Source organism: Enterobacter sp. K16B, assembly GCF_020216105.1.
GTDB lineage: Bacteria > Pseudomonadota > Gammaproteobacteria > Enterobacterales > Enterobacteriaceae > Enterobacter > Enterobacter sichuanensis.
Map to the genome: position 1 here is coordinate 29807 of NZ_JAIWJZ010000027.1, position 25234 is coordinate 55040.

The following is a 25234-nucleotide window of genomic DNA, read 5'->3' on the forward strand; positions in this document are numbered from 1 at the left end:
TGCTTACCACTTATATAGATTGATTATAAGTATATAATCAATTTTATTTTTAAGCCAGAGCGCCGTAACCTTTAGCCAGACAAAGGAGAAGGTTATGTCAGAACTCACCTTACAGCATCATCGTACATTGTGGCACTTCGTGCCGGGTCTTGCGCTCAGCGCCGCGGTGACCGGCGTGGCGTTATGGGGCGGAAGCATTCCCGCCGTTGCCGGCGCAGGTTTTAGCGCCTTAACGCTGGCGATATTGCTCGGCATGGTCGTGGGTAACACCGTTTACCCACATATCTGGAAATCCTGTGACGGCGGCGTGATCTTCGCCAAACAGCACCTGCTGCGTCTCGGGATCATTCTCTACGGCTTTCGTCTCACCTTTTCGCAGATTGCCGACGTTGGCGTCAGCGGGATCGCCATCGATGTCCTGACCCTGACCAGTACCTTTTTACTGGCCTGCTTTATCGGCCAGAAAGTCTTTGGTCTGGACAAGCAAACCAGCTGGTTAATCGGCGCAGGCAGCAGTATTTGCGGCGCTGCGGCGGTACTGGCAACGGAACCTGTCGTGAAGGCCGAAGCCAGCAAAGTGACCGTGGCGGTGGCGACGGTAGTAATCTTCGGTACGGTGGCGATTTTCCTCTACCCGGCGATGTATCCGCTGGTAGCCCACTGGTTCAGCCCGGAAACCTATGGCATCTATATTGGCTCAACCATGCACGAAGTGGCTCAGGTGGTCGCAGCAGGTCACGCGATTAATCCGGAAGCCGAAAACGCGGCGGTGATTGCCAAAATGCTGCGCGTGATGATGCTCGCGCCGTTCCTGATTTTCCTGGCCGCGCGGGTTAAACAGCTGGCTCCGGCGGGCGGCAGCGAGAAAAGTAAAATCACCATTCCGTGGTTTGCGATCCTGTTTATCGTGGTGGCGATTTTCAACTCCTTCCACCTGCTGCCGAAAGCCGTTGTCGATATGCTGGTGACGCTGGATACCGTGCTGCTGGCGATGGCCATGGCGGCGCTGGGGGTGACCACCCACGTCAGTGCGCTGAAAAAAGCCGGTGCGAAACCGCTGCTGATGGCGCTGGTGCTTTTCATCTGGCTGATTGTCGGTGGCGGCGCGATTAACCTGCTGGTGCACAGCGTGATGCGTTAATGCATTGATTCCAAAAATATTAATAAAATCTGAAAAATTCCTAATTGCCATCAACAGCTCAGTGGAGATGAATAATCTCTGCTGAACTGTTTGTCTTTGTGTCATTTTAAGGAAAAGTCATTTTCGGAACTGGATATTCTTCCACCGGTAAAGATCTTGACTTCTGGAGGTGCATGGATCGTGCGTTTCGTTAATTTATTATTCACCCTCCTTGTAATAACTTCGACACGACAAGCATACGCTAATCCAGTTGATGATCTTGAAGCAGCACAACTTCGCGCCAGAGAAGTACTTGAGCATCGCCTAAATGTCTGCGATCGGTTTAGAAAAATTGAAGCCAACTGGTTTGACTTCTGGCTTCAATCACAGTCGGTTGAGGTTAGAAAAAAAGCAATCTGGGATTTATACAGAAGAGCCAACGAACGATGCTACGGTGCGGAGCGTGACGCCTACTCAATAGCGCTTATAAATACACGGCTATAACGGGCGATAGAACACTGCTGGATGACTGGATATCGTTCTATGATGATCCAGGGCTAAAAAGGGATATCCAACTCCCCATTCCTGAAATCGAATACGAGAAACAACTCGAACGGCTTACACTGCTTCCTGCTTTCTACATGCCGTTTGATACGATCTCATCCAGAGACGCCATTGCCCCCGATCAAGAATGGCTACTGTACCAAACTGTCCGGCGGACCTTCCAGCGAACGCCGTATCTTAAAGGTCTCATTATCAACGGACTGCACATTCAATAACGTAAACCCCTTTTAGATCCGCTATTATTGCCCTTTTCGATGGTGGGTTTAACAGGAGTCCCTTTATGAAATATGTTGGAGCGCACGTCAGCGCTGCAGGTGGCCTTGCCAATGCTGCCATTCGCGCCGCCGAAATTGAGGCGACCGCTTTCGCCCTGTTCACCAAAAACCAGCGCCAGTGGCGCGCCGCGCCGCTCACCACGGATGTGATTGATGATTTCAAAGCCGCCTGTGAGAAATACCACTACGGGCCGGGTCAGATCCTCCCCCATGACAGCTACCTGATCAACCTCGGACATCCGGTACAGGACGCGCTGGAGAAGTCCCGCGAAGCGTTTCTCGATGAAGTACAGCGCTGCGAACAGCTGGGGCTGACGCTGCTGAACTTCCATCCAGGTAGCCATCTGATGCAGATCGACGAAGATGCCTGTCTGGCGCGCATTGCCGAATCCATCAACATCACCCTGGATAAAACTAAAGGCGTGACGGCGGTGATTGAGAATACCGCCGGTCAGGGCAGCAACCTCGGCTTTAAGTTTGAACATCTGGCGGCCATTATTGACGGGGTGGAAGATAAATCCCGCGTGGGCGTGTGCATTGATACCTGCCACGCCTTTGCCGCCGGTTATGACCTGCGCACCACCGAAGCCACGAAAAACACCTTCGACGAGTTCGGGCGCATTGTTGGCTTTAAGTATCTGCGCGGTATGCACCTGAATGATGCGAAAAGCGCCTTTGGCAGCCGCGTTGACCGCCACCACAGCCTGGGCGAAGGTAATATCGGCCATGATGCATTCCGCTTTATCATGCAGGATGCCCGTTTTGATGGGATCCCCATGGTGCTGGAAACCATTAACCCGGATATCTGGGCGGAAGAGATTGCCTGGCTGAAAGCACAGCAGACAGAACAGGCGGTTGCGTAAGAATGAACGAAAGAGAGAAGCAGATACTCAAGATCCTGCGGCGTAATCCCCTTATTCAGCAAAACGAAATCGCCGATATTTTGCAGATCAGCCGTTCGCGTGTCGCGGCACATATTATGGATCTGATGCGCAAGGGGATGATCAAAGGTAAAGGATATATCCTCACCGAACGGGAGTATTGCGTGGTGGTCGGCGCCATCAATATGGATATTCGCGGCACGGCGGAAATCCACTATCCGCAATCGGCCTCTCATCCGGGCAGCATCCACTGTTCCGCTGGCGGCGTGGGCCGTAATATCGCGCATAATCTTGCCTTACTGGGAAGAGACGTCCATTTAATTTCAGCGGTAGGCAGTGATTTTTACGGCGAAACACTGCTGGAGCAAACGCGTCAGGCGGGGGTAAATGTCTCCAGCTGTATCCGCTTACACGGACATAACACGTCAACCTACCTCTCCGTCGCAAACCAGCAGGATGAAACGGTGCTGGCGATAAACGATACACAGATTCTGCAAAAGCTGACGCCGCAACTGCTGGACAACTCGCGGGATCTGCTCCGTCACGCCGGGGTGATACTTGCCGATTGCAACCTCACCCCGGAAGCGATGGAGTGGGTCTTTACCATAGCGGATGATATTCCGGTCTTTATTGATACCGTTTCTGAATTCAAAGCGGAAAAAATTAAGACCTGGTATTCACGGATCCATACCCTAAAGCCGACCCAAAAGGAACTGGAGATCCTCTGGGGCAATCCCGTCATTACCGATGCTGACCTGGCCCGCGCAGCGGATTTTCTGCATCAGCAAGGGGTTGAGCATGTTTATGTTTACATGAAGGATGAATCGGTTTTTTGTAGCCAGAAGAATGGCGAACAATTTCGTCTCTTCCCGCCTGCGCATCCTGTCGTGGACGGTTTTGGCGCGGATGACGGTTTTATGGCGGGCCTTCTCTATAGTTTTCTGGAAGGGAGCGATTTTCGTGACGGTGCGAATTTCGCGATGGCGTGTGCTGCCTTATCACGCGCCAGCGTCAGCCTCAATAATCCTGCCCTTTCAGCTAATAACGCCCTCTATCTGCTCAATACAACCCAGGCATAATGCCTGGGTCATTCTTTATAAACTGATGAAGAAACCCGCAATCGTCGCGCTCATGAGATTGGAAAGCGTGGCTGCTGCCAGGGCCCGTATTCCCAACTGCGCTATTTCGGGCGCCCGCTGTGGCGCAATGGCGGAAAATGCGCCGACGACAACGCCAATGGATCCAAAATTGGCGAAACCGCAGAGGGCGAAAGAGATAATGGCGATGGTTTTTACATCCAGAGAGCCTGCCGTTTGCAGATACGGTGAGAAATTGAGGTAGGCCACAAACTCATTGATTGCCAGCTTCTGACCGATCAGGCTTCCGGCAAGCGTTGCTTCATGCCAGTCAACCCCCATAATCCAGGCCAGAGGAGCCAGAACATAACCAAAAATCCCTTCAAGCGTGGTGTGTTCGTAACCAAACCAGCCACCAATGCCGCCAATCATGCCGTTGATCAGCGCAATGATAGCGACAAACGCCATCACTACCGTTGCAACACCCGCAGCAATTTTTAGCCCGGTCATCGCCCCGCTCGCGGCAGCTTCAATAATGCTTTTCGGTGGGGTTTCAGTGAATGACAGGTTATCAAAAGAGACGTTTGACGCTTCCGTCGCCGGGCTGAGTATACGCGCAAACAGGATCCCACCCGGAATGGCCATCAGCGATGCGGCGAGCAGATAATCAATCGGCACGCCCATTCCGGCATAACCAATCATCATCGAGCCAGCAATCGATGCCATACCGCTACAGATCGCGGTGAACAGTTCATTGCGGTTAAGACGGTCAATAAACGGCTTCACAATTGCCGGGATCTCGTTTTGCCCGAGAAAGATGGTGGTCACGGCAACAAAGGATTCGATCTTACTGATGTGCAGTGCTTTCTGGAAAATACCGCCAAGAAATCGGATAAGCAGCCCCATCACGCCGATGTAATAGAGCAGACTGATCAGGGCGGTGACAAAAATAATGGCAGGTAACACACGAAACGCGAAGATGAACCCCGCCCCATCAAACAGAACATCCATTTTCGGCCCTACCAGCGAGCCAAAGATAAAGGCGCTCCCTGCATCACTGTAGGACATGACTTTATGTACGCCCAGCGCGGCCTGCTCAACAAGCCATTTACCGGGAGGAAAATAGAGCATAATCCCACCGATGGCGATCTGCAGAACCAGCGCAGCCCCCACGGTACGCAGGCTGATACGCTTTTTATTGACTGACAACAGGAACGCAATTGCCAGTAAAATTACCATCCCCACAACACTTCTCATGATATCCATTACGAATTCCCTTCATGCCAGTAAACCCGGCGTTGTCGCCGGGCCTCAGTTGTGTTTGCCCCTGGTGGTCGACAGCATGCTGACTGAACGGTTTTAGCAGGCGAGACGTTGATAGGCTTTCGCTATCTCGCAGGCCAGCACGGCGTTGTTGAAGACCAGCTGTATATTAGACTTCAGGCTGTCGCCACCGGTCAGATCGGCCACCCGGGCCAGCAGGAAAGGCGTGCTTTCTTTGCCCACGATGCCCTGCTCTTCAGCTTCTCGTACCGCCTGATCGATGGCTGCGTTAATTTTGCCTTCTGCCATAGCGAATGATTCAGGAATCGGATTGGCCACCACCAGTCCGCCGTTCAGACCCGTCTGCCACTTCACGAGCATGGCGCGGGCAATCTCTTCTGCGGTATCGAGACGAATGCTCACGTCAAATGGACTGGTACGACAGAAAAATGCCGGAAGAGAGGTTGTCTGGTAGCCAATTAACGGGACACCGAAAGTTTCTAAATATTCGGTGGTGAGCCCCAGATCGAGAATAGATTTCGCGCCCGCACACACCACCGTGACATTGGTATGTGCCAGCTCCTGAAGATCGGCAGAAATATCAAACGTGCGTTCAGCACCACGATGAACACCACCGATTCCCCCGGTTGCAAAAACTTTAATTCCGGCCAGCGCCGCAATAATCATGGTGGAGGCAACCGTTGTGGCACCATTTTTTTTGGCTGCTACGACAAACGGTAAATCCCGGCGACTGACTTTTGTGACGCTGTGCCCTTCGCGCCCCAATAACTCAATTTCATCTTTACTCAAGCCTACTTTCATTATTCCGCCAATAATGGCAATAGTTGCCGGAACAGCGCCATGCTGACGAATGGTTTGTTCGACCTCAATTGCCGTTTGTGCATTTTGTGGGAAAGGCATCCCATGAGAAATAATGGTGGATTCGAGCGCGACGACCGGCTTTTTATTTTTAAGCGCGTCCTGTACCTCTGGTGAGATTTGCAGTAATTCAGCATTCAGTGTTAATTCAGACATGCGGATTTCTCCAGTAAGGAAATAACGTTTTCAACAGATAAATCAGGGTTGTTGGTATATTCACAGGCAAGCGCCATGGATGAGCAACCCTGCGCGAAACGTACGGAATCAATAAATGACAAACCATCTACCCAGCAGGAGACCAGCCCGGCCATCATGGCGTCGCCTGCACCGGTCACATTAATGACCTGCGTTTTAACAGGTAATGCCCACCCATGCTCCCCGTTGGCGTGACTGTAGTAAACGCCATCCCCCCCCATGCTGAGTACCAGCCGCGTTAGCCCATGCGCATGGAACCAGGCGGCAACATCCGCAGCGTCGTCACGTCCGGAAAGCGCAATCCCACTGAGGGTTTCGGCTTCCAGTCGGTTGGGTTTCAGCGTGTGGATTTTGTCGAGATGATTGCGAATTTTGATACATTTCCAGGCGGATACCGGATCTACAAATACCGGTACGCCGCCGGCATTTTCGAGTATCCAGACCAGCGCCTCCTCACTGATATTACAGTCGGCAACAACTGCTGATGCGTGATGAATAAAATCCGCATGTTGCGCTAAAAAACGGGCAGAAATATGTTCGGAAATACTCATATCATTGATAGCCACTAACATTTCACCCGTATTATCAAGCAGTGATAAATAACAGGATGTATTTTCACCGGGCACACACAGACTTTTTTCTACGTGGACACCACTCTGACGGGTTTGTGTTAATAACATTTCACCGTAAAAATCCTGGCCTACTGCAGTGAGTAGCCATGATGCTTTACCCAGCAATGAAAGATTATGGGCAATATTTCTTCCCACACCGCCGGGAGAAAATTTTATCCGCCCTGGATTGGAGTCAGCATAATTGAGTGAATCATGTGAATATCCGGCCACATCCATATTGGCTGAACCGATTGTTACTATGTATTCCTTTTTGCGCATAGCACACCCTCCGGCAAAGCATTGCCATAGTAATGATGTCGCGATTAACGACACCAAAATCTATTAGAGCTTATGTTTGCAAACAAACATGTGTTTGTATTGCGCATGTTTTGATCAAACGGAATCTGGCTGCAAGCGCTAAAGCGAGTAGTTATGAACAGAATCACATTTTTTGATGGATATAATTCGGGAAGGCAGGAAAACCTGAGAGACAGGGCACAAAATGCAGAAATAAAAAAGGGCAGAGAATTCTCTGCCCTGGGAGAGGGGATTTATATCACGCCGCTTTCGCCACCACGTCCGCTTCAGGACGTTTGAGCACCGCGTAAGAGAGACCAGCTACCAGCGTACCCGCAACAATCGCCAGCAGGTAACCCAGTACCGGTGTGATGGCGCCAGGGATCAGCAGGACAAACAGACCGCCGTGTGGTGCCATCAGTTTTGCGCCAATCGCCATGGAGATAGCGCCGGTCACCGCGCCACCAACGATACAGCACGGCAGAACACGCATTGGATCACGGGCGGCAAATGGAATCGCCCCTTCGGTGATAAAGCACAGACCCAGTACCAGCGCCGCTTTACCCCCTTCCTGCTGCGCTTTGTCGAATTTACGACGCGCGATAATCGTGGCCAGACCCAGTGCCAGCGGAGGCACCATACCTGCGGCCATAATGGCAGCCATCGGCGCGTAGGTCTGGGTACTCAGCAGGCCAACACCGAAAGCGTACGCCGCTTTGTTCACCGGGCCACCCATATCGGTACACATCATGCCCCCGAGGATCGCACCCAGCAGTACCGCATTCGCAGTACCCATAGTTTGCAGCCAGTGAGTCAGGCCCGCGAGGATACCTGCAACCGGCTTACCAATCAGGTAAATCATCGCCAGCCCAACCACCAGACTGGAAATCAGCGGGATAATCAGAATCGGTTTCAGCGCTTCCATACTCTGCGGCAGCTTCAGCTTCGCGCTGATAAGCTTCGCGACGTAACCCGCCAGGAAACCGGCAATGATACCGCCGATAAATCCGGAGCCGGTGCTGACGGCCAGCATACCGCCGATAAGTCCCGGCGTCAGGCCCGGACGGTCAGCGATGGAGAAGGCAATAAAGCCCGCCAGAACAGGTACCATCAGCGCGAACGCAGAACCACCACCGATCTGCATCAATGCTGCAGCCAGCGTCCCTTGTTCTTTAAACGCGGTAATACCAAATGCGAATGACAGCGCAATACACAAACCACCCGCGACCACCATTGGCAGCATGTAAGAGACACCGGTCAGCAAGTGACGATAGGCGCCTGCTGACTCTTTCTTCCCTTCCGTCGCGGTCTGCGCGGTACCGGTAGCCTGATACGGCTTCGCTTCCACCAGCGCTTTATCAAACTCCTGCGCGGTTTTTTTCAGCGCCAGGCCGGTTGAGGTACGGTACATCGGCTTACCGGCAAATTTCGCCAGATCCACTTCGATATCCGCCGCCACAATCACCAGATCGGCTTCCGCCACTTCTTCAGGGGTGATAGCGTTGCCCGCGCCCACAGAGCCACGCGTTTCAACTTTTACCCACCAGCCGCGTTTTTTCGCTTCGGTTTCAATGGCTTCAGCCGCCATGAAGGTGTGAGCCACCCCCGTCGGACAGGCCGTCACCGCGACAATGCGTTTCGGTCCTGCTGCAGCAACCGGTGCCGTGGCAACAGGCGCGCTGTAAACAGACGCATGACCTTTCGCTTCACTCAGGAACAGTTCGGGGTGGGCCACCGCACGATTAATATCGCCCAGCCACACTTTTTTGCCATTCAGCGCACTGTCAGCCGGGATTTTATCGCCCAGGACAATGGCCAGTTCGGCATCACCTGGATTATCGATAATCTCCAGATGCGCTTTTTGTGCCGCCGCGCCCAGCAGGGTCTTCGCCATATAGGCGCGAGCCTGTCCGAGACCGGAGTCAATGATCAGCAGCGTTTTCATTATTCCTCTCCTGCTGTTAGTTAAAAGGTTTTAAGTCAACGCGCGCCATCATCGCGGCTAACTGGGTACGATCGGTAATACCGACATTGCTCTGGCTGACGGCCAGGGCTGCAACGGCGGTGGCAAGACGTAAAGTATGTTCACTGGATTCACGCATCAGCAGACCATAAATCAGGCCGCCAACCATGGAATCCCCTGCACCAACGGTGCTGACAACGTCAACCGATGGCGGTTTGGCGATCCATTCGCCGGACGCGTTAACCCACAACGCCCCTTCTGCACCAAGCGAAATCACCACATGAGCGATACCCTGCTCACGCAGCGCATGGGCAGCGTCAATCACATCTTTTAATTCTGGCAGCTTACGACCGGCCCAGATCTCCAGTTCACGGCGATTTGGCTTCACCAGCCATGGAGAGGCTTTCAGACCCGCAACCAGCGCGTCGCGGCTGCTGTCAAAAATAATGCATGGGCACTGGCTGCGCAGGCGCGTCATCCAGTCGGTGAACGCTTCCGGGCTCACGCCGGACGGCAGACTGCCGCTGACGCATACCATGTCGAACTGGCCCAGCCAGGTCAGGGAATCGTTCACAAAACGCTCCCAGTCGGACGGAGTCACCTCAAAGCCGGAGAAGTTCAGATCGGTTACTTCACCGTCTTTCTCCGTCAGCTTAACGTTGATACGGGTACGACCCTGCACAACCTGAAAACGGTTAGCAATGCCCAGCTCGCTGAACAGCTGCTGGAAACCATCCTGGTTATCTTTACCGAGGAATCCCCCCACGGTGACATCGATACCGAGATCCTTGAGCACTTTCGCGACGTTAATCCCTTTACCCGCAGCATGCAGGCCAGTGGTACGCACGAGGTTTACTTCGCCGCGCTCAATTTCCGGGCAAAACCCCACCAGGTCATAAGCCGGGTTCAGCGTAATAGTCGCAACACGTCTGCTCATTATGCGCCCTCCCCCAGACCCGCAGCGATGGCATCGCCAATCGCTTTCAACGCCTGTTCAGCATCCGCACCCTGCGCGGTGAAGCGCAGACGGTGACCTTTCTTCACGCCCAGCGCGACAACTTTCATCAGACTACGGCCGTTGGCCGGTTTGCCCGTGCCATCAAGATTCGCCACGGTGATCTCACTTTCGAATTGTTTAATGGTATTCACCAGCATGGTGCCGGGACGGGCATGCAGGCCGTGTTCGTTACGCACCACGAACTCTGCGGTCAGCACGTCATCCGTCAGCGCATCATCACTGGTCAGCAGTGCCAGCACGGTGGAGGCATCAGCGTTCAGCAGTTTTTCAGCTTTGTTGTTCAACAGCAGATCGCCCAGACGTTTCAGCACGGAAACCGGCTGTTCATCGTTCATCGCCACGGTCACCAGCATGGCCGCACGTTCGCCGTCTACGTCAAACGCGCTGGCCGCGCGGCTCACGGCGATAGCACTGCGCAAGTTGCCTTCAGCACTGTCGTTCAGCCAGATACCCTGCCCCAGATTCAACGGCTTATCGTTGATCACACGCGTTACGAAGGTGGCATCCGCCGCGCCGGCTTCCTTCAGGCGACCCGCGTTTAGCGCCTGCAGCGTCACCAGGTCGGAGGCAACCACGTCCAGCGTCAGCGTTTCATAATCCAGTTTCAGCGCTTCACTCTGTTTTTCGCCCATCAGCAAGGCGCGCAGCTCTTCCGCTGTCGTAGCGGATTTGAGCTGTTCAGCCACCGCGTCATCGCTCAGGACGTGCGTCAGCTGACGCAGCAGGCCTAAGTGTTCGTCGCTGCTGGCCGCGATACCGATAGCCACATAGGCCACCTGCCCCTCGCCCCAGAGCACGCCCTGCGGGAACTGATAAACCTTAACGCCGGTTTTCAGCACCTGATCGCGGGTGTCCGTCGTGCCGTGCGGAATGGCAATGCCGTTGCCGAGGAAGGTTGAGGTCTGCTGTTCGCGCGCCAGCATGCCGTTTACGTAGCCGTCCGCGACGTTACCCGCCTGCACAAGTGCAGCGGCAACCTGGCGAATAGCCTCTTCTTTATCCCCGGCCTGAGCGCCCGGGTGGATATCCTGAACAGATAACTGGAACATGGTTCTCCTCTCCTGCTGAACTTGAATCGTTTCAGCTTAAATGAGAAAAAATGCGCTAGCCTGCTCCGTTTGTTAAAACAAGATAGCGCTGAAACGTTTCAAAAAGTCTTGCGCTTTCTGCAATGCCTTGCAAGTAAACTCGTCTTTCTGATGTCAGAATTTAGAGATACAGCACATTTCTTATTCCTTCAGCTGAATTTTGCTGAAGTTCAGCAAGTCAGTTTCAGCTAAGGTCAGCCGGGGAGGATGCAAGATGAAATGCCATTTTGATTTTTCGTGGCATCATTGACCGCACCCACTGTTTATTTTTTAGCTGACGGCGTAAACTCCGCTCCCTCTCTGCTACTCGCTAATTATAAAACATGCATAACACCCCTGCGGCTGCCTCGCCGAAGCCCTTTGATTTGACCTCTGCGGCATTCCTGATTGTTGCCTTCTTCACGGGTATTGCCGGTGCGTTACAGACGCCGACGCTGAGTTTATTTCTGACCAATGAAGTCCACGCCCGTCCGGCAATGGTCGGTTTCTTTTTTACCGGAAGCGCCATCATCGGCATCCTCGTCAGTCAGTTTCTGGCAGGGCGCTCCGACAGAAAAGGCGATCGTAAAAGTCTGATCGTTTTCTGCTGCCTGCTCGGTGTACTGGCTTGCGTTCTGTTTGCCTGGAACCGTAACTATTTCATTCTGCTGTTCATCGGCGTGTTCCTGAGCAGCTTTGGCTCGACGGCGAACCCACAGATGTTCGCCCTTGCCCGCGAGCACGCCGACCATACCGGACGCGAAGCGGTGATGTTCAGCTCTGTTATGCGTGCTCAGGTGTCGCTGGCATGGGTGATAGGGCCGCCGCTGGCTTACGCGCTGGCGATGGGTTTTGGCTTTACGGTGATGTACCTGAGTGCGGCCGTTGCGTTTATCGTCTGCGGCGCGCTGGTGTGGTTCTTTCTGCCGTCAATGCGCAAAGAGCCCAAAGTGGCAACGGGTGTGCTGGAAGCCCCGCGCCGTAACCGCCGCGATGCCCTGCTTCTCTTTATTATCTGCACGCTGATGTGGGGCACCAATAGCCTGTATATCATCAACATGCCGCTGTTTATTATTGATGAACTGCATCTACCGGAAAAGCTGGCGGGCATTATGATGGGCACCGCCGCCGGGCTTGAGATCCCGACCATGCTCATCGCGGGTTACTACGCGAAGCGTTTCGGAAAGCGTTTCTTAATGCGTATCGCCGCCGTCGCTGGCCTGCTGTTCTATATTGGTATGTTGACGGTTCACACGCCGGGGCTGTTGCTGGCTTTACAGCTGCTGAACGCCATTTATATCGGCATTCTCGCCGGGATAGGCATGCTCTACTTCCAGGATCTGATGCCGGGCCAGGCAGGCTCCGCCACGACCCTGTATACCAATACCACCCGCGTGGGCTGGATTATCGCCGGTTCAATGGCCGGCGTCGTGGCTGAGATCTGGAACTATCACACCGTGTTCTGGATTGCGCTGGTGATGTGCACGCTGACGCTTGGCTGTCTGGCGAAGATTAAAGACGTTTAAGGCGCGGTGAGCGCTTCCAGCTCAAGCAGGTACGTCATCGCCTGCTCACGCGTGGTACCGCACATTTCGGCTGAGGGCTGAAGCCCGGAACAGACCTTCGGGCGCAACGGTGAGCCAAAGATCCTACACAGGTTAGTCTCTGAGAGCTGAACGCAGCGGGTATTGGCAGGCTTGCCTCCGGGCATTCCTGGAATGGGACTTGAAATGGACGGTGCAGTACAGCACGCGCCACAATCTGGACGGCAATCCATAAATGCTCTCTTCGCTGACGAACGCCCGCTCAGTCGGGCATCGCGCGCACAGTAACACCTTTTGTGTATTGATAGCAAAAGCCACGAATTCCTCTTGCCTGAAAGGCCGCGCACGAGTAATTTGGCGCGATATTTTTTACCTCCCGTAAACAGGATTACTGCAATGCCAAGAGCGAACGAAATTAAGAAAGGTATGGTACTGAATTACAACGGCAAATTGCTGATTGTGAAAGATATCGACATTCAGGCCCCGAGCGCCCGTGGCGCAGCAACGCTGTACAAAATGCGTTTTGCCGATGTCCGTACCGGCCTGAAAGTGGAAGAGCGCTTTAAAGGTGACGATATCGTTGATACCGTGACCCTGACCCGTCGCTACGTTGATTTCTCCTACATCGACGGCAACGAATATGTATTCATGGACAAAGAAGATTACACCCCGTACATCTTCACCAAAGATCAGATTGAAGAAGAGCTGCTGTTCATTCCTGAAGGCGGCATGCCTGACATGCAGGTTCTGACCTGGGATGGCGTGCTGCTGGCGCTGGAACTACCTCAGACTGTCGATCTGGAAATCGTTGAAACGGCACCAGGCATCAAAGGCGCATCTGCGAGCGCCCGCAACAAACCGGCTACCCTGACAACCGGTCTGGTTGTGCAGGTACCGGAATACCTCTCAGCGGGCGAGAAAATCCGCATCCATATCGAAGAAAAACGTTATATGGGTCGTGCTGACTGATTGCGGCTTTTGCCCGGTGGCGCTACGCTTACCGGGCCTACGAAAAACCGGCCCTGAAGCCGGTTTTTGTGTTTTTGTAGGCCGGGTAAGGCGCAGCCGCCACCCGGCAATTTCGCTTACAGAAGCTCCGGATACTTCGTCATCTTCAGCGCCAGCTCCACGCCGCGCACTTCCGCCATCCCTTTCAGACGGCCAATTGCCGAATAGCCAGGGTTGGTTTTCTTACGCAGATCGTCGAGCATCTGGTGGCCGTGATCGGGACGGAATGGAATAGGACGTACATCGCCCGCCTGCTTACGACGCGCCTCTTCCGCCAGAATGGCGTCCACCACCGCAACCATATTCACATCACCGCCCAGGTGCGCGGCTTCGTGGAAGGTTTTTGGGTTCTCTTCACGGCAGGTCGCACGGAGATGCGTGAAGTGGATACGATCGCCAAAGGTTTCAATCATCCGCACCAGATCGTTATCCGCACGCACGCCGTAGGAGCCGGTACACATGGTAAAACCGTTGTAGATGCTGTTAACCGTCTCCTTCAGCCACTGCATATCTTCAATCGTGGAGACGATACGCGGCAGGCCGAGGATCGGACGCGGTGGATCGTCCGGGTGTACGGCCAGGCGAACCCCAACCTCTTCCGCCACAGGAACAATGGCGCGCAGGAAGTACGCCATATTTTCACGCAGCTGGTGCTTATCAATATCGCCGTACTCCGCCAGACGCGCGCGGAACTGATCCAGCGTGTACCCCTCTTCCGCTCCCGGCAGGCCAGCAATAATATTGCGGGTCAGCTTTTCAATGTCCGCGTCGCTTGCCGCGTTAAACCACGCCAGCGCCTGCTGCTGCTCTTCCGCGGTATAGTCCGCTTCGGCGCCCGGGCGCTTCAGAATGTGCAGTTCGAATGCCGCAAAGGCAATCTGATCGAAACGCAGCGCTTTTGAACCGTCCGGCATCTGATATTCAAGGTCAGTGCGCGTCCAGTCCAGGATCGGCATGAAGTTATAGCAGACGGTATCAATGCCGCAGGCCGCAAGGTTACGAATGCTCTGCTGATAGTTCGCAATCCAGGTCTGATACTCCCCGGTATGGGTTTTGATATCCTCATGAACCGGAATACTTTCCACGACAGACCAGGTTAATCCCTTCTCCGCCAGCAGGGCCTGGCGCTGTTTAATTTCCTCCACCGGCCAGACCTGACCGTTAGGAATGTGATGCAGCGCCGTGACAACACCCGTTGCGCCAGCCTGACGCACATCATCAAGAGAAACCGGATCGTTCGGCCCGTACCAACGCCAGGTTTGTTCCATTACCCCACCCCTCAAGTTGTTATACCAATATGTGTTAATGCGATGACGACTACCATACATGTTTGCCGTGAAGGGTCAATACACCGCCACACATTGATTGATCAAACTCACAGAACCGGGATATTTACGGCTCACCAATTTTATTTGTTGTCATATAACTTTACACTGGCATTGTTAATTAATGGTTAATCAGGTGTGTATTTCATGAAGACAATTGCCTCCACCTCGCTGCCTGCTCACGTTCAGCAACCTCGCTACGATCGCGCGCAGTTACGCTCCCGCATCGTTCATTTTGGCTTTGGTGCCTTTCACCGCGCGCACCAGGCCTTGTTAACAAACCGGGTGCTGAATGAAAAAGGCGGCGACTGGGGGATCTGTGAGATCAGCCTCTTCAGCGGTGATGTGCTGATGAGCCAGCTGCGCGCGCAGGATCATCTGTTTACCGTGCTGGAGAAAGGTGCAGACGGCAATCAGCCGATTATCGTCGGCGCCGTCCATGAATGCCTGAACGCAAAGCTGGACTCCCTGTCCGCCATTATTGAGAAATTTTGTGAGCCGCAGGTCGCGATTGTGTCGCTCACCATCACCGAGAAAGGCTATTGCATCGATCCTGCGACCGGTAAACTGGATCTGCACAACGCGCGGATCGTCCACGACCTTGAAAATCCGACTGAACCGCATTCTGCCCCGGGGATTCTGGTCGAAGCCCTCCATCGCCGCCACGAGCGTGGCCTGCCCGCCTTTACCGTGCTCTCCTGCGACAATATCCCGGATAACGGGCACGTAGTGAAAAATGCGGTACTGGGCATGGCGCAAAAACGTTCCGCTGCGCTGGCGGAGTGGATCGAAAGCCACGTCAGTTTTCCGGGCACGATGGTCGACAGGATTGTCCCCGCCGCGACTGACGCCTCGCTTGCGGAAATCACCGAAGCGCTCGGCGTTGAAGATCCGTGCGCCATCAGTTGCGAACCGTTTATTCAGTGGGTGGTGGAAGATAACTTTGTCGCGGGCCGTCCCGAGTGGGAAGTGGCGGGTGTCCAGATGGTGCAGGATGTACTGCCGTGGGAGCAGATGAAATTACGCATGCTCAACGGCAGCCACTCTTTCCTGGCGTATCTCGGGTATCTCGCGGGCTATGCGCACATTAATGAATGTATGGAGGAGCCCTCTTTCCGTAATGCCGCCCGTCGGCTCATGCTCGACGAACAGGCGCCCACATTACGTATTCAGGATGTCGACCTCACCGCCTACGCCGATAGCCTGCTCGAACGCTTTGCGAACCCGGCACTCCAGCACCGTACCTGGCAAATCGCGATGGACGGTAGCCAGAAACTGCCCCAGCGCATGCTGGACGGGATCCGCATCCATCTTGAGCGAAAAACGCCGTGGCCACTGCTGGCGCTCGGCGTGGCCGGCTGGATACGCTACGTCAGCGGCACCGACGACCGTGGCAACGCGATTGATGTTCGCGATCCCCTCAGCGATAAAATCCGTGCGGTTGTTGATGCCAGCGACGAGGTCGATCGCGTCAACGCGCTGCTGGGGCTGAGTGAAGTCTTTGGCCACGATCTGGCGCAAAACCGCGTTTTTGTTGAGGCGGTTAACCAGGCCTACCAGCGAATCAGCCGCCACGGCGCGCGTCAGGCTGTTATTGAAACGTTAAATATTTAACGATTATTGCGCTTAACGCGAACGGAAAGGGTCTCCGTTCGCCCTTCCCCTTCTCATTGGTCACGTTTTTCGTCAGGATAAGAGAACAGTGTTATCGCATCACCCTTCTCTCCCGGAGCGCACGTGACCAAAACCAACCTCATCACCGGTTTTCTCGGCAGCGGAAAAACCACCTCCATTCTTCACCTGCTGGCAACTAAAGATCCGGCCGAGAAATGGGCCGTGCTGGTCAATGAATTTGGCGAGGTAGGCATTGATGGCGCACTGCTGTCATCCAGCGGCGCGCTGATTAAAGAGATCCCCGGCGGATGCATGTGCTGCGTCAATGGCCTGCCAATGCAGGTGGGACTCAACACGCTGCTGCGTCAGGGCAAACCCGACCGCCTGCTGATTGAACCCACCGGACTGGGCCACCCGAAGCAGATCCTCGATCTACTGACCGCCCCGGTTTACGAGCCGTGGATCGATCTGCGCGCCACCCTGTGTCTGCTCGATCCACGCCAGTTGCTCGATGAAAAAGCCGTCGCCAATGAGAACTTCCGCGACCAGCTCGCCTCGGCTGACATTATCGTCGCCAATAAAGAAGATCGCGCCACGGCTGAAAGTCAGGCGGCACTGGAAGCGTGGTGGCAGCATTTCGGCGGTAATCGTACGCGGGTACAGACCACCCAGGGGAAAATAGACAGCGCCCTGCTTGATCTTCCTCGTCTGAACCTCACCGAGCTGCCCGCCAGCGCGGAGCACGCGCACAGTCATCCGGTTAAGCAGGGTCTGGCTGCCCTCAGTCTGCCGGAGCATCAGCGCTGGCGCCGCAATCTGAATAGCGGTCAGGGATATCAGGCCTGCGGCTGGATCTTTGATGCTGAAACAGTCTTCGACACCATTGGGATCCTGGAGTGGGCCAGACTTGCCCCCGTCGATCGCGTGAAAGGGATTATGCGCACGCCGGATGGACTGGTACGGATTAACCGCCAGGGCGACGATTTCTTCATTGAAACGCAAAACGTGGCGCCGCCGGACAGCCGTATAGAGTTAATTAGTGCGGTTAACACCGACTGGAATGCCTTGCAGTCCAGCCTGTTGAAGATTCGTTTAAGTTCGGGCGGCTAACGTTGCCCCAGTTTTCACTCTATGCTGAATGTTATGACAACGCGATTTCCCCTGATATTACTGCTTAATGTCGCCGGTCTGGCGCTTTTCTTCTCCTGGTATATCCCGGCGAATCATGGTTTCTGGTTCCCGCTGGATTCGACCATTTTTCACTTCTTCAACCAGGAGCTGGTTAAGAGCAACGCCTTCCTGTGGCTGGTGGCTCTCACCAACAACCGCGCCTTCGACGGCTTCTCTCTGCTGGCCATGGGCTGCCTGATGCTCTCATTCTGGCTGAAAGCCGATAATGCGGGACGTCGACGCATTCTGATTATCGGTCTGGTGATGCTGCTGTTCGCGGTCATCATTAACCAGCTGGCTACCGCGATTATTCCGGTTAAACGTTCAAGCCCAACGCTATTCTTCACCGATATTTATCGCGTCAGCGAGCTGCTGCATATTCCGACAAAAGACGCGTCGAAGGACAGTTTCCCCGGCGATCACGGGATGATGTTGCTTATTTTTTCCGCAATAATGCTTCGCTATTTCGGCAGAAAAGCCTTTGCAATAGCCCTGATTATTTTTGTGGTTTTTGCCTTCCCGCGCGTAATGATTGGCGCCCACTGGTTCAGCGATATTGCCGTCGGTTCGCTCTCCGTTGCGCTGATTGCGTTGCCGTGGTGTCTGATGACGCCGCTGAGTGACAGAATAATAGGCCTGTTCGATCGCTATCTTCCGGGCAAAAAGCAACAATAATTAAACAAACATCTAACTCAAATTAACGTTAATCATCAGGGATCGACATGATCCCTGATAGCCTTCCCGCCACGATCGTTTCGCGCTGTCATATTCCTGTCATCAGTTTCATGATAAAAATGAAGCAATTGCGCGATAACGCGTCGGATCCGACCGTATTTTAAGCAATTACGGATTTTTACTTTCTGTATCACAATTTCTTATAAAAAAAAGCTTTTTTTACTCGCAATACCCCGGGCAATCGGTTAATCTCGAACTCGTTTTGCCCCATAGAGATAATGATTTCGCTGGTGAATAATTTTGTGCGCTGTGCCACAAATGTGATCAGAAAGAATTGTCTCAATGTGAACAGATAATTAGTCTCGTCACGTTTGGCATTTTTATAACGATATTTGTCGTTAAGGACTTCAAGGGAAAATAAACAAAATGGTCAAATCTCAACCGTTTCTGAGATATATCTTACGGGGGATCCCGGCGATAGCAGTCGCGGTACTGTTGTCTGCATGTAGTACATCGAACACCGCAAAGAATATGCATCCTGAGACGCGTGTTGTGGGAATGGAAGATTCCTCGTCACTGCAAGCCTCTCAGGATGAATTTGAAAATATGGTACGTAATCTGGACGTGAAGTCCCGCATTATGGACCAGTATGCTGACTGGAAAGGCGTGCGTTATCGTCTTGGCGGCAGCACAAAAACAGGTATTGATTGTTCCGGTTTTGTACAGCGTACGTTCCGTGAGCAGTTTGGGTTAGACCTTCCGCGTTCAACGTATGAACAGCAGGAGATGGGCAAGTCGATTTCACGTACGAAACTGCGCACCGGTGATTTAGTTCTGTTCCGTGCAGGTTCTACAGGTCGTCATGTTGGCATCTACATTGGTAATGACCAGTTTGTACATGCCTCCACCAGCAGTGGTGTGACCATTTCCAGCATGAACGAACCGTACTGGAAGAAGCGTTACAACGAAGCGCGCCGTGTTCTGACCCGCAGTTAAGATGACAATTGTATCGTTGGTTATCCCTTGGCTGGCGATACGATGAAAAAAAGCACTGCTTCGGCAGTGTTTTTTTTTGCCCGTTACACTGAATACATCCAGCGGCATTTCAGGAATCACGACGTCTATGTTCACCCGCTACTTTTCCAGCAATCGCAAGATTCTGTTCATCAGCATTATCACGGGTCTTATCGCCGCCCTGCTCCTCGGGTCATTGCAGTTTTTCTGGAGCTACCACAAGCGGGAAACCAAATTCGACACCCTGATTCACGATATCTCCATCTATATGGAGAGCTATTTCGATGAGTTAAAAAACGCTGTCGATATTCTCCAGCCGCTCACGTTGAACACCTGCCAGGAGGTCAATCAGGAGCTCACCTCGCGCGCCGCCTTTAGCATTAATGTTCGCGCCTTCCTGCTGGTAAGAGACAAAATGGCATTTTGCTCATCGGCCACCGGCCCGATGAATGTCCCGATGGAGGAGCTGATACCTGAGCTGCACATCGGTAAACCGATTGATATGGCGTTGCTACCGGGCACCCCGATGTTGCCCAATAAACCCGCGATTGCCATCTGGTACCGTAACCCGTTAGTGAAGGATGGCGGTGTGTTCACCTCGGTGAATATCAATCTGACGCCTTACCTGCTCTATACCGCGCGTCAGGACGAGTTTGCGGGCATTGCCATCATTATTGGTGATAATGCGTTGTCGACGCGCTCCAGCAGGCTAGTCAAAGCGCATGATTTACATGATATCCCGGCCCGCACCGCGACGCTGAAAGAGGTCCCCCTGACCATAAAACTGTATGCGGACGCGTGGACCAGCGATGAAATTCTCTATGCCCTGTTCTTCGGGCTGGTATGCGGTATTGCTGCCGGATCGCTCAATTACTACATCCTCAGCATTCGGCTCAATCCGGGTAAAGAGATTTTAAGCGCCATTAAGCGCGGTCAGTTTTATGTGGTTTATCAGCCCGTCGTTGATGCCAAATCGCTCCGGATGACCGGGCTTGAAGTGCTGATGCGCTGGAAACATCCGACAATGGGAGAAATTCCGCCAGATGCATTTATCAACTTCGCTGAAGCGCAGAAGCTGATTGTCCCGCTGACGCTGCATCTCTTTGATCTGATTATTCACGATGCCCCCGTGTTACAGACCCTTCTTCCCCCTGGAGCAAAAGTGGGGATCAACATTGCGCCCGGACATCTGCATGCGGAAAGCTTCAAAGACGATATGCGCACCTTCAAAGCGCTACTGCCGCCGGATTACTTCCAGATCGTGCTGGAAATTACCGAGCGCGACATGCTTAACCATCGGGAAGCCAACAGCCTTTTCGAGTGGCTGCATAATGAAGGCTTTGAGATAGCCATTGATGATTTTGGTACGGGCCACAGTGCGCTAATTTATCTTGAGCATTTCACCATGGACTATCTCAAAATCGACCGAGGTTTCGTGAATGCCATTGGTACCGAGACCGTAACCTCGCCGGTGCTGGATGCCGTGCTCACGCTGGCAAGGCGACTGAATATGTCGACCGTCGCCGAAGGGGTGGAAACGCCGGAACAGGCCGCCTGGCTGCGTGAACATGGCGTCAACTTCCTGCAGGGATACTGGATTAGCCGCCCGATGCCGCTGGCACAGTTCCGCGAATGGCGACCGGACGTATCACCCGACGGTGAATAATTTCACATTGCCTGCGGCGTCACTTATTATTCAGCTTAACCGAGCCGGTCTGTAAAAGAGGGAGCCGCCGCGAAATGCTTATGCGCGTTATGTTGCTGATGTTGGCATTCACGAGCCTGTCCAGCCAGGCGCAAGCCATCAAAGAAAATATCGCCTTCGCGGTGATTGGCGAGCCGAAATACGCCGTCAATTTTACCCACTTCGATTACGTTAACCCTGACGCGCCGAAAGGCGGAAAGGTCACGCTTTCCGCCACGGGAACGTTCGACAACTTTAACCGCTTCGCCCTGCGTGGGGTGGCGGCGGCGCGAACGGAATCGCTTTACGATACGCTCTTTGTCACGTCTGATGATGAGCCCGGCAGCTACTATCCGCTGATTGCCGGGAATGTGCGTTATGCCGATAACTTCGCATGGGCGGAAATCACCCTTAACCCCCAGGCACGTTTTCACGATGGCACACCGGTTAAGGCCAGCGACGTCGCCTTCACCTTTCATAAATTTATGACCGAAGGCGTTCCCCAGTTCCGCATTGTCTATAAGGGGGCGTCAGTCAGAGCTATTGCGCCGCTGACCGTACGCATTGAGCTGAGCGAACCGAACAAAGAGAATATGCTCAGTCTGTTCTCGCTGCCCGTGATGCCGGAATCGTTCTGGAAGAATCATAAGCTAAGCGACCCGCTCTCGACGCCACCGCTGGCAGGCGGTCCCTATCGCATCACCGACTGGCGCATGGGGCAGTATGTGGTCTACTCCCGCGTTAAAGACTACTGGGCGGCTGACCTGCCGGTAAACCGCGGGCGCTGGAACTTCGACACCCTTCGCTATGACTACTACCTTGACGATAACGTGGCGTTTGAGGCGTTCAAAGCCGGTGCCTTCGATTTACGCGTAGAGAGCAGCGCCAAAAACTGGGCGACCCGCTATATCGGGAAAAATTTCGCCAAAGGCTATATCGTTAAGGACGAACACAAAAATGCGTCTGCCCAGGACACGCGCTGGCTGGCGTTTAATATTCAGCGTCCGGTATTTACTGACCGCCGGGTGCGGGAAGCCATTACCCTGGCCTTTGATTTTGAATGGATGAACAAAGCGCTGTTTTACGGCGCCTACAGCCGCGCTAACAGCTATTTTCAGAATACCGAGTATGCCGCACGTGATTATCCGAAAGCGGACGAACTGGCCCTTCTGACGCCGCTGAAAGCCGAGCTCCCCCCGCAGGTGTTCACCCGTGTCTTTCAGCCGCCCGCGTCGAACGGTGACGGTTACGATCGCGACAACCTGCTGAAAGCCAGCAAGCTGCTCGATGATGCGGGCTGGCACCTGAAGAATCAAAAACGGGTTAATGCCAAAACGGGTCAGCCTCTCAGCTTTGAACTGCTGCTCTCGTCCGGGGGCAACGATCAGTGGGTACTGCCGTTTAAGCATAATCTTGAGCGTCTGGGCGTAACCATGAACATTCGCCAGGTCGATAACGCCCAGATCACCAGCCGCATGCGCAGCCGGGATTACGACATGATGCAGCGCCTGTGGCCCGCGCAACCGTGGCCCAGCTCGGACCTGCAAATCTCCTGGGCCTCCCGCTACATCGACTCCTCGTACAATGCTCCGGGCGTAAAAAGCCCGGCGATTGATGCGCTGATTGCGAAAATTGTGGCGGCGCAGGGAGATAAAGAAAAGCTCGTGCCGCTTGGGCGCGCCCTCGACAGAGTGTTAACCTGGAATTACTACATGCTGCCGATGTGGTACATGGGCGAAGACCGCCTCGCGCGCTGGGACAAGTTCTCCGTGCCTGCCGTGCGCCCGGTCTATTCCCTCGGCTTTGATACCTGGTGGTATGACGTCAACAAAGCCGCCAGACTTCCCGCTGAGCGGCGATAAGGAATCATCATGGGTGCGTATCTTCTCCGCCGTCTGCTGCTGGTCATCCCCACCCTGTGGGCCATCATCACGATTAACTTTTTTATCGTGCAAATCGCCCCCGGAGGGCCGGTCGATCAGGCGATTGCCGCCATTGAATTTGGCAACAGCGGCGGCATGCCCGGCGGGGGCGGTGAAGGCATGGGCGCGAGCCATGCGCGAACCGGCGTGGGGAATATCAGCGAAAGCCATTATCGCGGCGGACGCGGTCTGGATCCGGAGGTGATCGCCGAGATCACTCATCGCTACGGCTTTGACAAACCGATTCACGAGCGGTATTTCAAAATGCTCTGGGATTACATCCGCTTTGATTTCGGCGACAGTCTGTTTCGCAGCGCGTCAGTGTTGACGTTGATTAAGCAAAGCCTGCCGGTTTCGATAACGCTGGGGCTATGGGGAACACTGATCATCTATCTGGTCTCAATTCCGCTCGGGATCCGCAAAGCGGTTTATAACGGCAGCCGCTTTGATATCTGGAGCAGCACGTTCATCATCATCGGCTATGCCATTCCGGCGTTTCTGTTTGCCGTCCTGCTGATCGTCTTTTTTGCCGGGGGAAGTTATTTCGATCTCTTCCCACTGCGAGGGCTCGTCTCCGCCGATTTCAGCACGTTGCCCTGGTATCAGAAAATAACCGACTATCTCTGGCATATTACCCTGCCGGTTCTGGCAACCGTCATAGGCGGCTTTGCCGCCCTGACCATGTTGACCAAAAACGCCTTTCTCGATGAAATTCGTAAACAGTACGTCGTCACCGCCCGCGCCAAGGGCGTGAGTGAAAAGCAGATCATGTGGAAACACGTGTTCCGCAACGCCATGCTGCTGGTGATCGCCGGATTTCCAGCCACGTTCATCAGTATGTTTTTTACCGGCTCGCTGTTGATTGAGGTGATGTTCTCGCTCAACGGTCTTGGCCTGCTGGGCTATGAGGCCACCGTGTCGCGTGATTATCCGGTGATGTTTGGCACGCTCTATATTTTCACCCTGATTGGCCTGCTGCTGAATATTGTCAGCGATATCAGCTATACGCTGGTCGATCCCCGAATCGATTTTGAGGGCCGCTGATGCCGCGTTTAAGCCCCGTCAACCAGGCCCGCTGGGCCCGCTTTCGCCACAACCGCCGCGGCTACTGGTCGCTGTGGATCTTTGCCGTGCTGTTTGTGTTGAGCATGTTCTCGGAACTGATCGCTAACGATAAACCGTTGCTGGTGCATTTTAACGACCGCTGGTACGTGCCTGTTCTGGTCAGTTACAACGAAAGCGACTTTGGCGGCCCATTTGCCACGCCGGCGGAGTATCAGGATCCGTGGCTTCGCCAGCAGATTGAGCAACACGGCTGGGCGCTCTGGGCCCCGGTGCGCTTTGGCGCAAACAGTATTAACTTCGCCACGACGACCCCCTTCCCTTCTCCGCCCTCCGCGCAAAACTGGCTGGGAACGGATGCCAACGGTGGCGACGTGCTGGCGCGCATCCTGTATGGCACCCGTATTTCGCTTCTCTTTGGGCTGATGCTGACCATTTTCTCCAGCGTGCTGGGCGTCGTGGCGGGTGCCGTTCAGGGCTACTACGGGGGAAAAATCGACCTCTGGGGCCAGCGGGTGATTGAAGTCTGGTCAGGCATGCCAACGCTGTTTCTCATCATTCTGCTCTCCAGCGTGGTGCAGCCCGGTTTCTGGTGGCTGTTAGGCATCACCGTCCTGTTCGGCTGGATGGCACTGGTTGGCGTCGTGCGCGCGGAATTCCTGCGTACCCGCAATTTCGACTATATTCGTGCCGCGCAGGCGCTTGGGGTCAGCGATCGCGGGATTATCTTCCGCCATATGCTGCCAAATGCCGTGGTGGCCACGCTCACCTTCCTGCCGTTTATTCTGTGCAGCTCCATCACCACCCTCACCTCACTCGATTTCCTGGGCTTTGGTCTCCCGCTGGGTTCGCCGTCTCTCGGCGAACTGCTGCTGCAGGGTAAGAACAACCTGCAGGCGCCGTGGTTAGGCATCGCCGCTTTTCTCTCCGTGGCCGTGCTGCTTTCACTGCTGATTTTTATTGGCGAAGCCGTGCGCGATGCCTTCGACCCTAACAAGGCGGTATAA

21 protein-coding genes are annotated in these 25234 nt (G+C 54.1%); 13 read left to right on the forward strand and 8 right to left on the reverse strand.

Going from position 1 to position 25234, the window contains the following annotated elements:
• Positions 1 to 94: 94 nt before the first annotated feature.
• The 3 genes from LDK53_RS06960 to LDK53_RS06970 all read left to right on the forward strand — a co-directional run bounded on the left by LDK53_RS06960 (position 95) and on the right by LDK53_RS06970 (position 3919).
• On the forward strand, positions 95 to 1141 hold the full coding sequence (locus LDK53_RS06960; protein ID WP_047959108.1) for a YeiH family protein: 1047 nt from the start codon (positions 95 to 97) through the stop codon (positions 1139 to 1141).
• Positions 1142 to 1964: 823 nt separating this feature from the next.
• Positions 1965 to 2822 (forward strand): deoxyribonuclease IV, encoded by an 858-nt coding sequence (gene nfo, locus LDK53_RS06965; RefSeq protein WP_094919131.1) that lies wholly within the window; start codon positions 1965 to 1967, stop codon positions 2820 to 2822.
• 2 nt (positions 2823 to 2824) lie between these two features.
• The gene (locus LDK53_RS06970; RefSeq protein WP_225285152.1) at positions 2825 to 3919 is read left to right on the forward strand and encodes a sugar kinase; all 1095 of its coding nucleotides are present in this window, start codon (positions 2825 to 2827) and stop codon (positions 3917 to 3919) included.
• 15 nt (positions 3920 to 3934) lie between these two features.
• On the opposite strand, the gene LDK53_RS06975 is transcribed toward LDK53_RS06970, so the two are convergent.
• The 6 genes from LDK53_RS06975 to fruB all read right to left on the reverse strand — a co-directional run bounded on the left by LDK53_RS06975 (position 3935) and on the right by fruB (position 11191).
• The gene (locus LDK53_RS06975; RefSeq protein ID WP_225285155.1) at positions 3935 to 5182 is read right to left on the reverse strand and encodes a NupC/NupG family nucleoside CNT transporter; all 1248 of its coding nucleotides are present in this window, start codon (positions 5180 to 5182) and stop codon (positions 3935 to 3937) included.
• 93 nt (positions 5183 to 5275) lie between these two features.
• Positions 5276 to 6214 (reverse strand): pseudouridine-5'-phosphate glycosidase, encoded by a 939-nt coding sequence (locus LDK53_RS06980; protein WP_025756272.1) that lies wholly within the window; start codon positions 6212 to 6214, stop codon positions 5276 to 5278.
• Positions 6202 to 7143 (reverse strand): pseudouridine kinase, encoded by a 942-nt coding sequence (locus tag LDK53_RS06985; RefSeq protein ID WP_225285160.1) that lies wholly within the window; start codon positions 7141 to 7143, stop codon positions 6202 to 6204. The genes LDK53_RS06980 and LDK53_RS06985 overlap by 13 nt, the downstream gene beginning before the upstream one ends.
• A gap of 277 nt (positions 7144 to 7420) precedes the next feature.
• Positions 7421 to 9106: a PTS fructose transporter subunit IIBC gene (fruA, locus tag LDK53_RS06990; RefSeq protein WP_059385231.1), complete on the reverse strand. Its 1686-nt coding sequence runs from the start codon at positions 9104 to 9106 to the stop codon at positions 7421 to 7423.
• Positions 9107 to 9122: 16 nt separating this feature from the next.
• Positions 9123 to 10061 carry a 1-phosphofructokinase gene (fruK, locus tag LDK53_RS06995; RefSeq protein ID WP_014170919.1) on the reverse strand — a complete coding sequence of 313 codons (939 nt, stop codon included), beginning with the start codon at positions 10059 to 10061 and terminating at the stop codon, positions 9123 to 9125.
• A complete protein-coding gene (gene fruB / locus LDK53_RS07000; protein WP_225285162.1) occupies positions 10061 to 11191 on the reverse strand; it encodes a fused PTS fructose transporter subunit IIA/HPr protein in 1131 nt (376 codons plus the stop codon). The genes fruK and fruB overlap by 1 nt, the downstream gene beginning before the upstream one ends.
• Before the next feature lie 362 nt (positions 11192 to 11553).
• Between fruB and setB the strand changes: the two genes are divergently transcribed.
• On the forward strand, positions 11554 to 12735 hold the full coding sequence (setB, locus tag LDK53_RS07005; RefSeq protein WP_225285167.1) for a sugar efflux transporter SetB: 1182 nt from the start codon (positions 11554 to 11556) through the stop codon (positions 12733 to 12735).
• Here the strand turns inward: setB and LDK53_RS07010 are convergent.
• Positions 12732 to 12986, reverse strand: coding sequence for a YkgJ family cysteine cluster protein (locus LDK53_RS07010; protein WP_225285169.1), 255 nt, complete (start codon positions 12984 to 12986; stop codon positions 12732 to 12734). The two genes, setB and LDK53_RS07010, sit on opposite strands and share 4 nt — an antisense overlap.
• A 163-nt stretch (positions 12987 to 13149) precedes the next feature.
• On the opposite strand from LDK53_RS07010, the gene yeiP reads away from it, so the two are divergent.
• The gene (yeiP, locus tag LDK53_RS07015) at positions 13150 to 13722 is read left to right on the forward strand and encodes an elongation factor P-like protein YeiP (RefSeq protein WP_008500940.1); all 573 of its coding nucleotides are present in this window, start codon (positions 13150 to 13152) and stop codon (positions 13720 to 13722) included.
• Positions 13723 to 13838: 116 nt separating this feature from the next.
• On the opposite strand, the gene uxuA is transcribed toward yeiP, so the two are convergent.
• Positions 13839 to 15029: a mannonate dehydratase gene (uxuA, locus tag LDK53_RS07020; RefSeq protein WP_025756277.1), complete on the reverse strand. Its 1191-nt coding sequence runs from the start codon at positions 15027 to 15029 to the stop codon at positions 13839 to 13841.
• Between the two features lie 204 nt (positions 15030 to 15233).
• Between uxuA and LDK53_RS07025 the strand changes: the two genes are divergently transcribed.
• From LDK53_RS07025 to LDK53_RS07060, 8 genes are all read left to right on the forward strand, one after another.
• Entirely contained in the window at positions 15234 to 16700 is a 1467-nt protein-coding gene (locus LDK53_RS07025) for a mannitol dehydrogenase family protein (protein ID WP_225285170.1), read from the forward strand.
• 123 nt (positions 16701 to 16823) lie between these two features.
• A complete protein-coding gene (locus LDK53_RS07030) occupies positions 16824 to 17810 on the forward strand; it encodes a CobW family GTP-binding protein (protein WP_025756279.1) in 987 nt (328 codons plus the stop codon).
• Positions 17811 to 17843: 33 nt separating this feature from the next.
• On the forward strand, positions 17844 to 18545 hold the full coding sequence (locus tag LDK53_RS07035) for a phosphatase PAP2 family protein (protein ID WP_164881271.1): 702 nt from the start codon (positions 17844 to 17846) through the stop codon (positions 18543 to 18545).
• A gap of 426 nt (positions 18546 to 18971) precedes the next feature.
• A complete protein-coding gene (gene mepS / locus LDK53_RS07040; RefSeq protein ID WP_008500946.1) occupies positions 18972 to 19541 on the forward strand; it encodes a bifunctional murein DD-endopeptidase/murein LD-carboxypeptidase in 570 nt (189 codons plus the stop codon).
• Between the two features lie 127 nt (positions 19542 to 19668).
• Positions 19669 to 21225 (forward strand): cyclic di-GMP phosphodiesterase, encoded by a 1557-nt coding sequence (locus tag LDK53_RS07045; protein ID WP_025756280.1) that lies wholly within the window; start codon positions 19669 to 19671, stop codon positions 21223 to 21225.
• A 74-nt stretch (positions 21226 to 21299) separates the two neighbouring features.
• A complete protein-coding gene (locus tag LDK53_RS07050) occupies positions 21300 to 23105 on the forward strand; it encodes an extracellular solute-binding protein (protein WP_225285176.1) in 1806 nt (601 codons plus the stop codon).
• 9 nt (positions 23106 to 23114) lie between these two features.
• The gene (locus LDK53_RS07055; protein ID WP_059385226.1) at positions 23115 to 24209 is read left to right on the forward strand and encodes a microcin C ABC transporter permease YejB; all 1095 of its coding nucleotides are present in this window, start codon (positions 23115 to 23117) and stop codon (positions 24207 to 24209) included.
• Positions 24209 to 25234 (forward strand): ABC transporter permease, encoded by a 1026-nt coding sequence (locus LDK53_RS07060; protein WP_025756283.1) that lies wholly within the window; start codon positions 24209 to 24211, stop codon positions 25232 to 25234. Before LDK53_RS07055 ends, LDK53_RS07060 begins: the two co-directional genes overlap by 1 nt.

What these genes read in the sequence shown, in the direction of transcription:
- LDK53_RS06960 (WP_047959108.1), top strand. Translation starts at nt 95, where the DNA reads ATGTCAGAACTCACCTTACAGCATCATCGTACATTGTGGCACTTCGTG.
- nfo (WP_094919131.1), top strand. Translation starts at nt 1,965, where the DNA reads ATGAAATATGTTGGAGCGCACGTCAGCGCTGCAGGTGGCCTTGCCAAT.
- LDK53_RS06970 (WP_225285152.1), top strand. Translation starts at nt 2,825, where the DNA reads ATGAACGAAAGAGAGAAGCAGATACTCAAGATCCTGCGGCGTAATCCC.
- LDK53_RS06975 (WP_225285155.1), bottom strand. Translation starts at nt 5,182, where the DNA reads ATGGATATCATGAGAAGTGTTGTGGGGATGGTAATTTTACTGGCAATT.
- LDK53_RS06980 (WP_025756272.1), bottom strand. Translation starts at nt 6,214, where the DNA reads ATGTCTGAATTAACACTGAATGCTGAATTACTGCAAATCTCACCAGAG.
- LDK53_RS06985 (WP_225285160.1), bottom strand. Translation starts at nt 7,143, where the DNA reads ATGCGCAAAAAGGAATACATAGTAACAATCGGTTCAGCCAATATGGAT.
- fruA (WP_059385231.1), bottom strand. Translation starts at nt 9,106, where the DNA reads ATGAAAACGCTGCTGATCATTGACTCCGGTCTCGGACAGGCTCGCGCC.
- fruK (WP_014170919.1), bottom strand. Translation starts at nt 10,061, where the DNA reads ATGAGCAGACGTGTTGCGACTATTACGCTGAACCCGGCTTATGACCTG.
- fruB (WP_225285162.1), bottom strand. Translation starts at nt 11,191, where the DNA reads ATGTTCCAGTTATCTGTTCAGGATATCCACCCGGGCGCTCAGGCCGGG.
- setB (WP_225285167.1), top strand. Translation starts at nt 11,554, where the DNA reads ATGCATAACACCCCTGCGGCTGCCTCGCCGAAGCCCTTTGATTTGACC.
- LDK53_RS07010 (WP_225285169.1), bottom strand. Translation starts at nt 12,986, where the DNA reads ATGGATTGCCGTCCAGATTGTGGCGCGTGCTGTACTGCACCGTCCATT.
- yeiP (WP_008500940.1), top strand. Translation starts at nt 13,150, where the DNA reads ATGCCAAGAGCGAACGAAATTAAGAAAGGTATGGTACTGAATTACAAC.
- uxuA (WP_025756277.1), bottom strand. Translation starts at nt 15,029, where the DNA reads ATGGAACAAACCTGGCGTTGGTACGGGCCGAACGATCCGGTTTCTCTT.
- LDK53_RS07025 (WP_225285170.1), top strand. Translation starts at nt 15,234, where the DNA reads ATGAAGACAATTGCCTCCACCTCGCTGCCTGCTCACGTTCAGCAACCT.
- LDK53_RS07035 (WP_164881271.1), top strand. Translation starts at nt 17,844, where the DNA reads ATGACAACGCGATTTCCCCTGATATTACTGCTTAATGTCGCCGGTCTG.
- mepS (WP_008500946.1), top strand. Translation starts at nt 18,972, where the DNA reads ATGGTCAAATCTCAACCGTTTCTGAGATATATCTTACGGGGGATCCCG.
- LDK53_RS07045 (WP_025756280.1), top strand. Translation starts at nt 19,669, where the DNA reads ATGTTCACCCGCTACTTTTCCAGCAATCGCAAGATTCTGTTCATCAGC.
- LDK53_RS07050 (WP_225285176.1), top strand. Translation starts at nt 21,300, where the DNA reads ATGCTTATGCGCGTTATGTTGCTGATGTTGGCATTCACGAGCCTGTCC.
- LDK53_RS07055 (WP_059385226.1), top strand. Translation starts at nt 23,115, where the DNA reads ATGGGTGCGTATCTTCTCCGCCGTCTGCTGCTGGTCATCCCCACCCTG.
- LDK53_RS07060 (WP_025756283.1), top strand. Translation starts at nt 24,209, where the DNA reads ATGCCGCGTTTAAGCCCCGTCAACCAGGCCCGCTGGGCCCGCTTTCGC.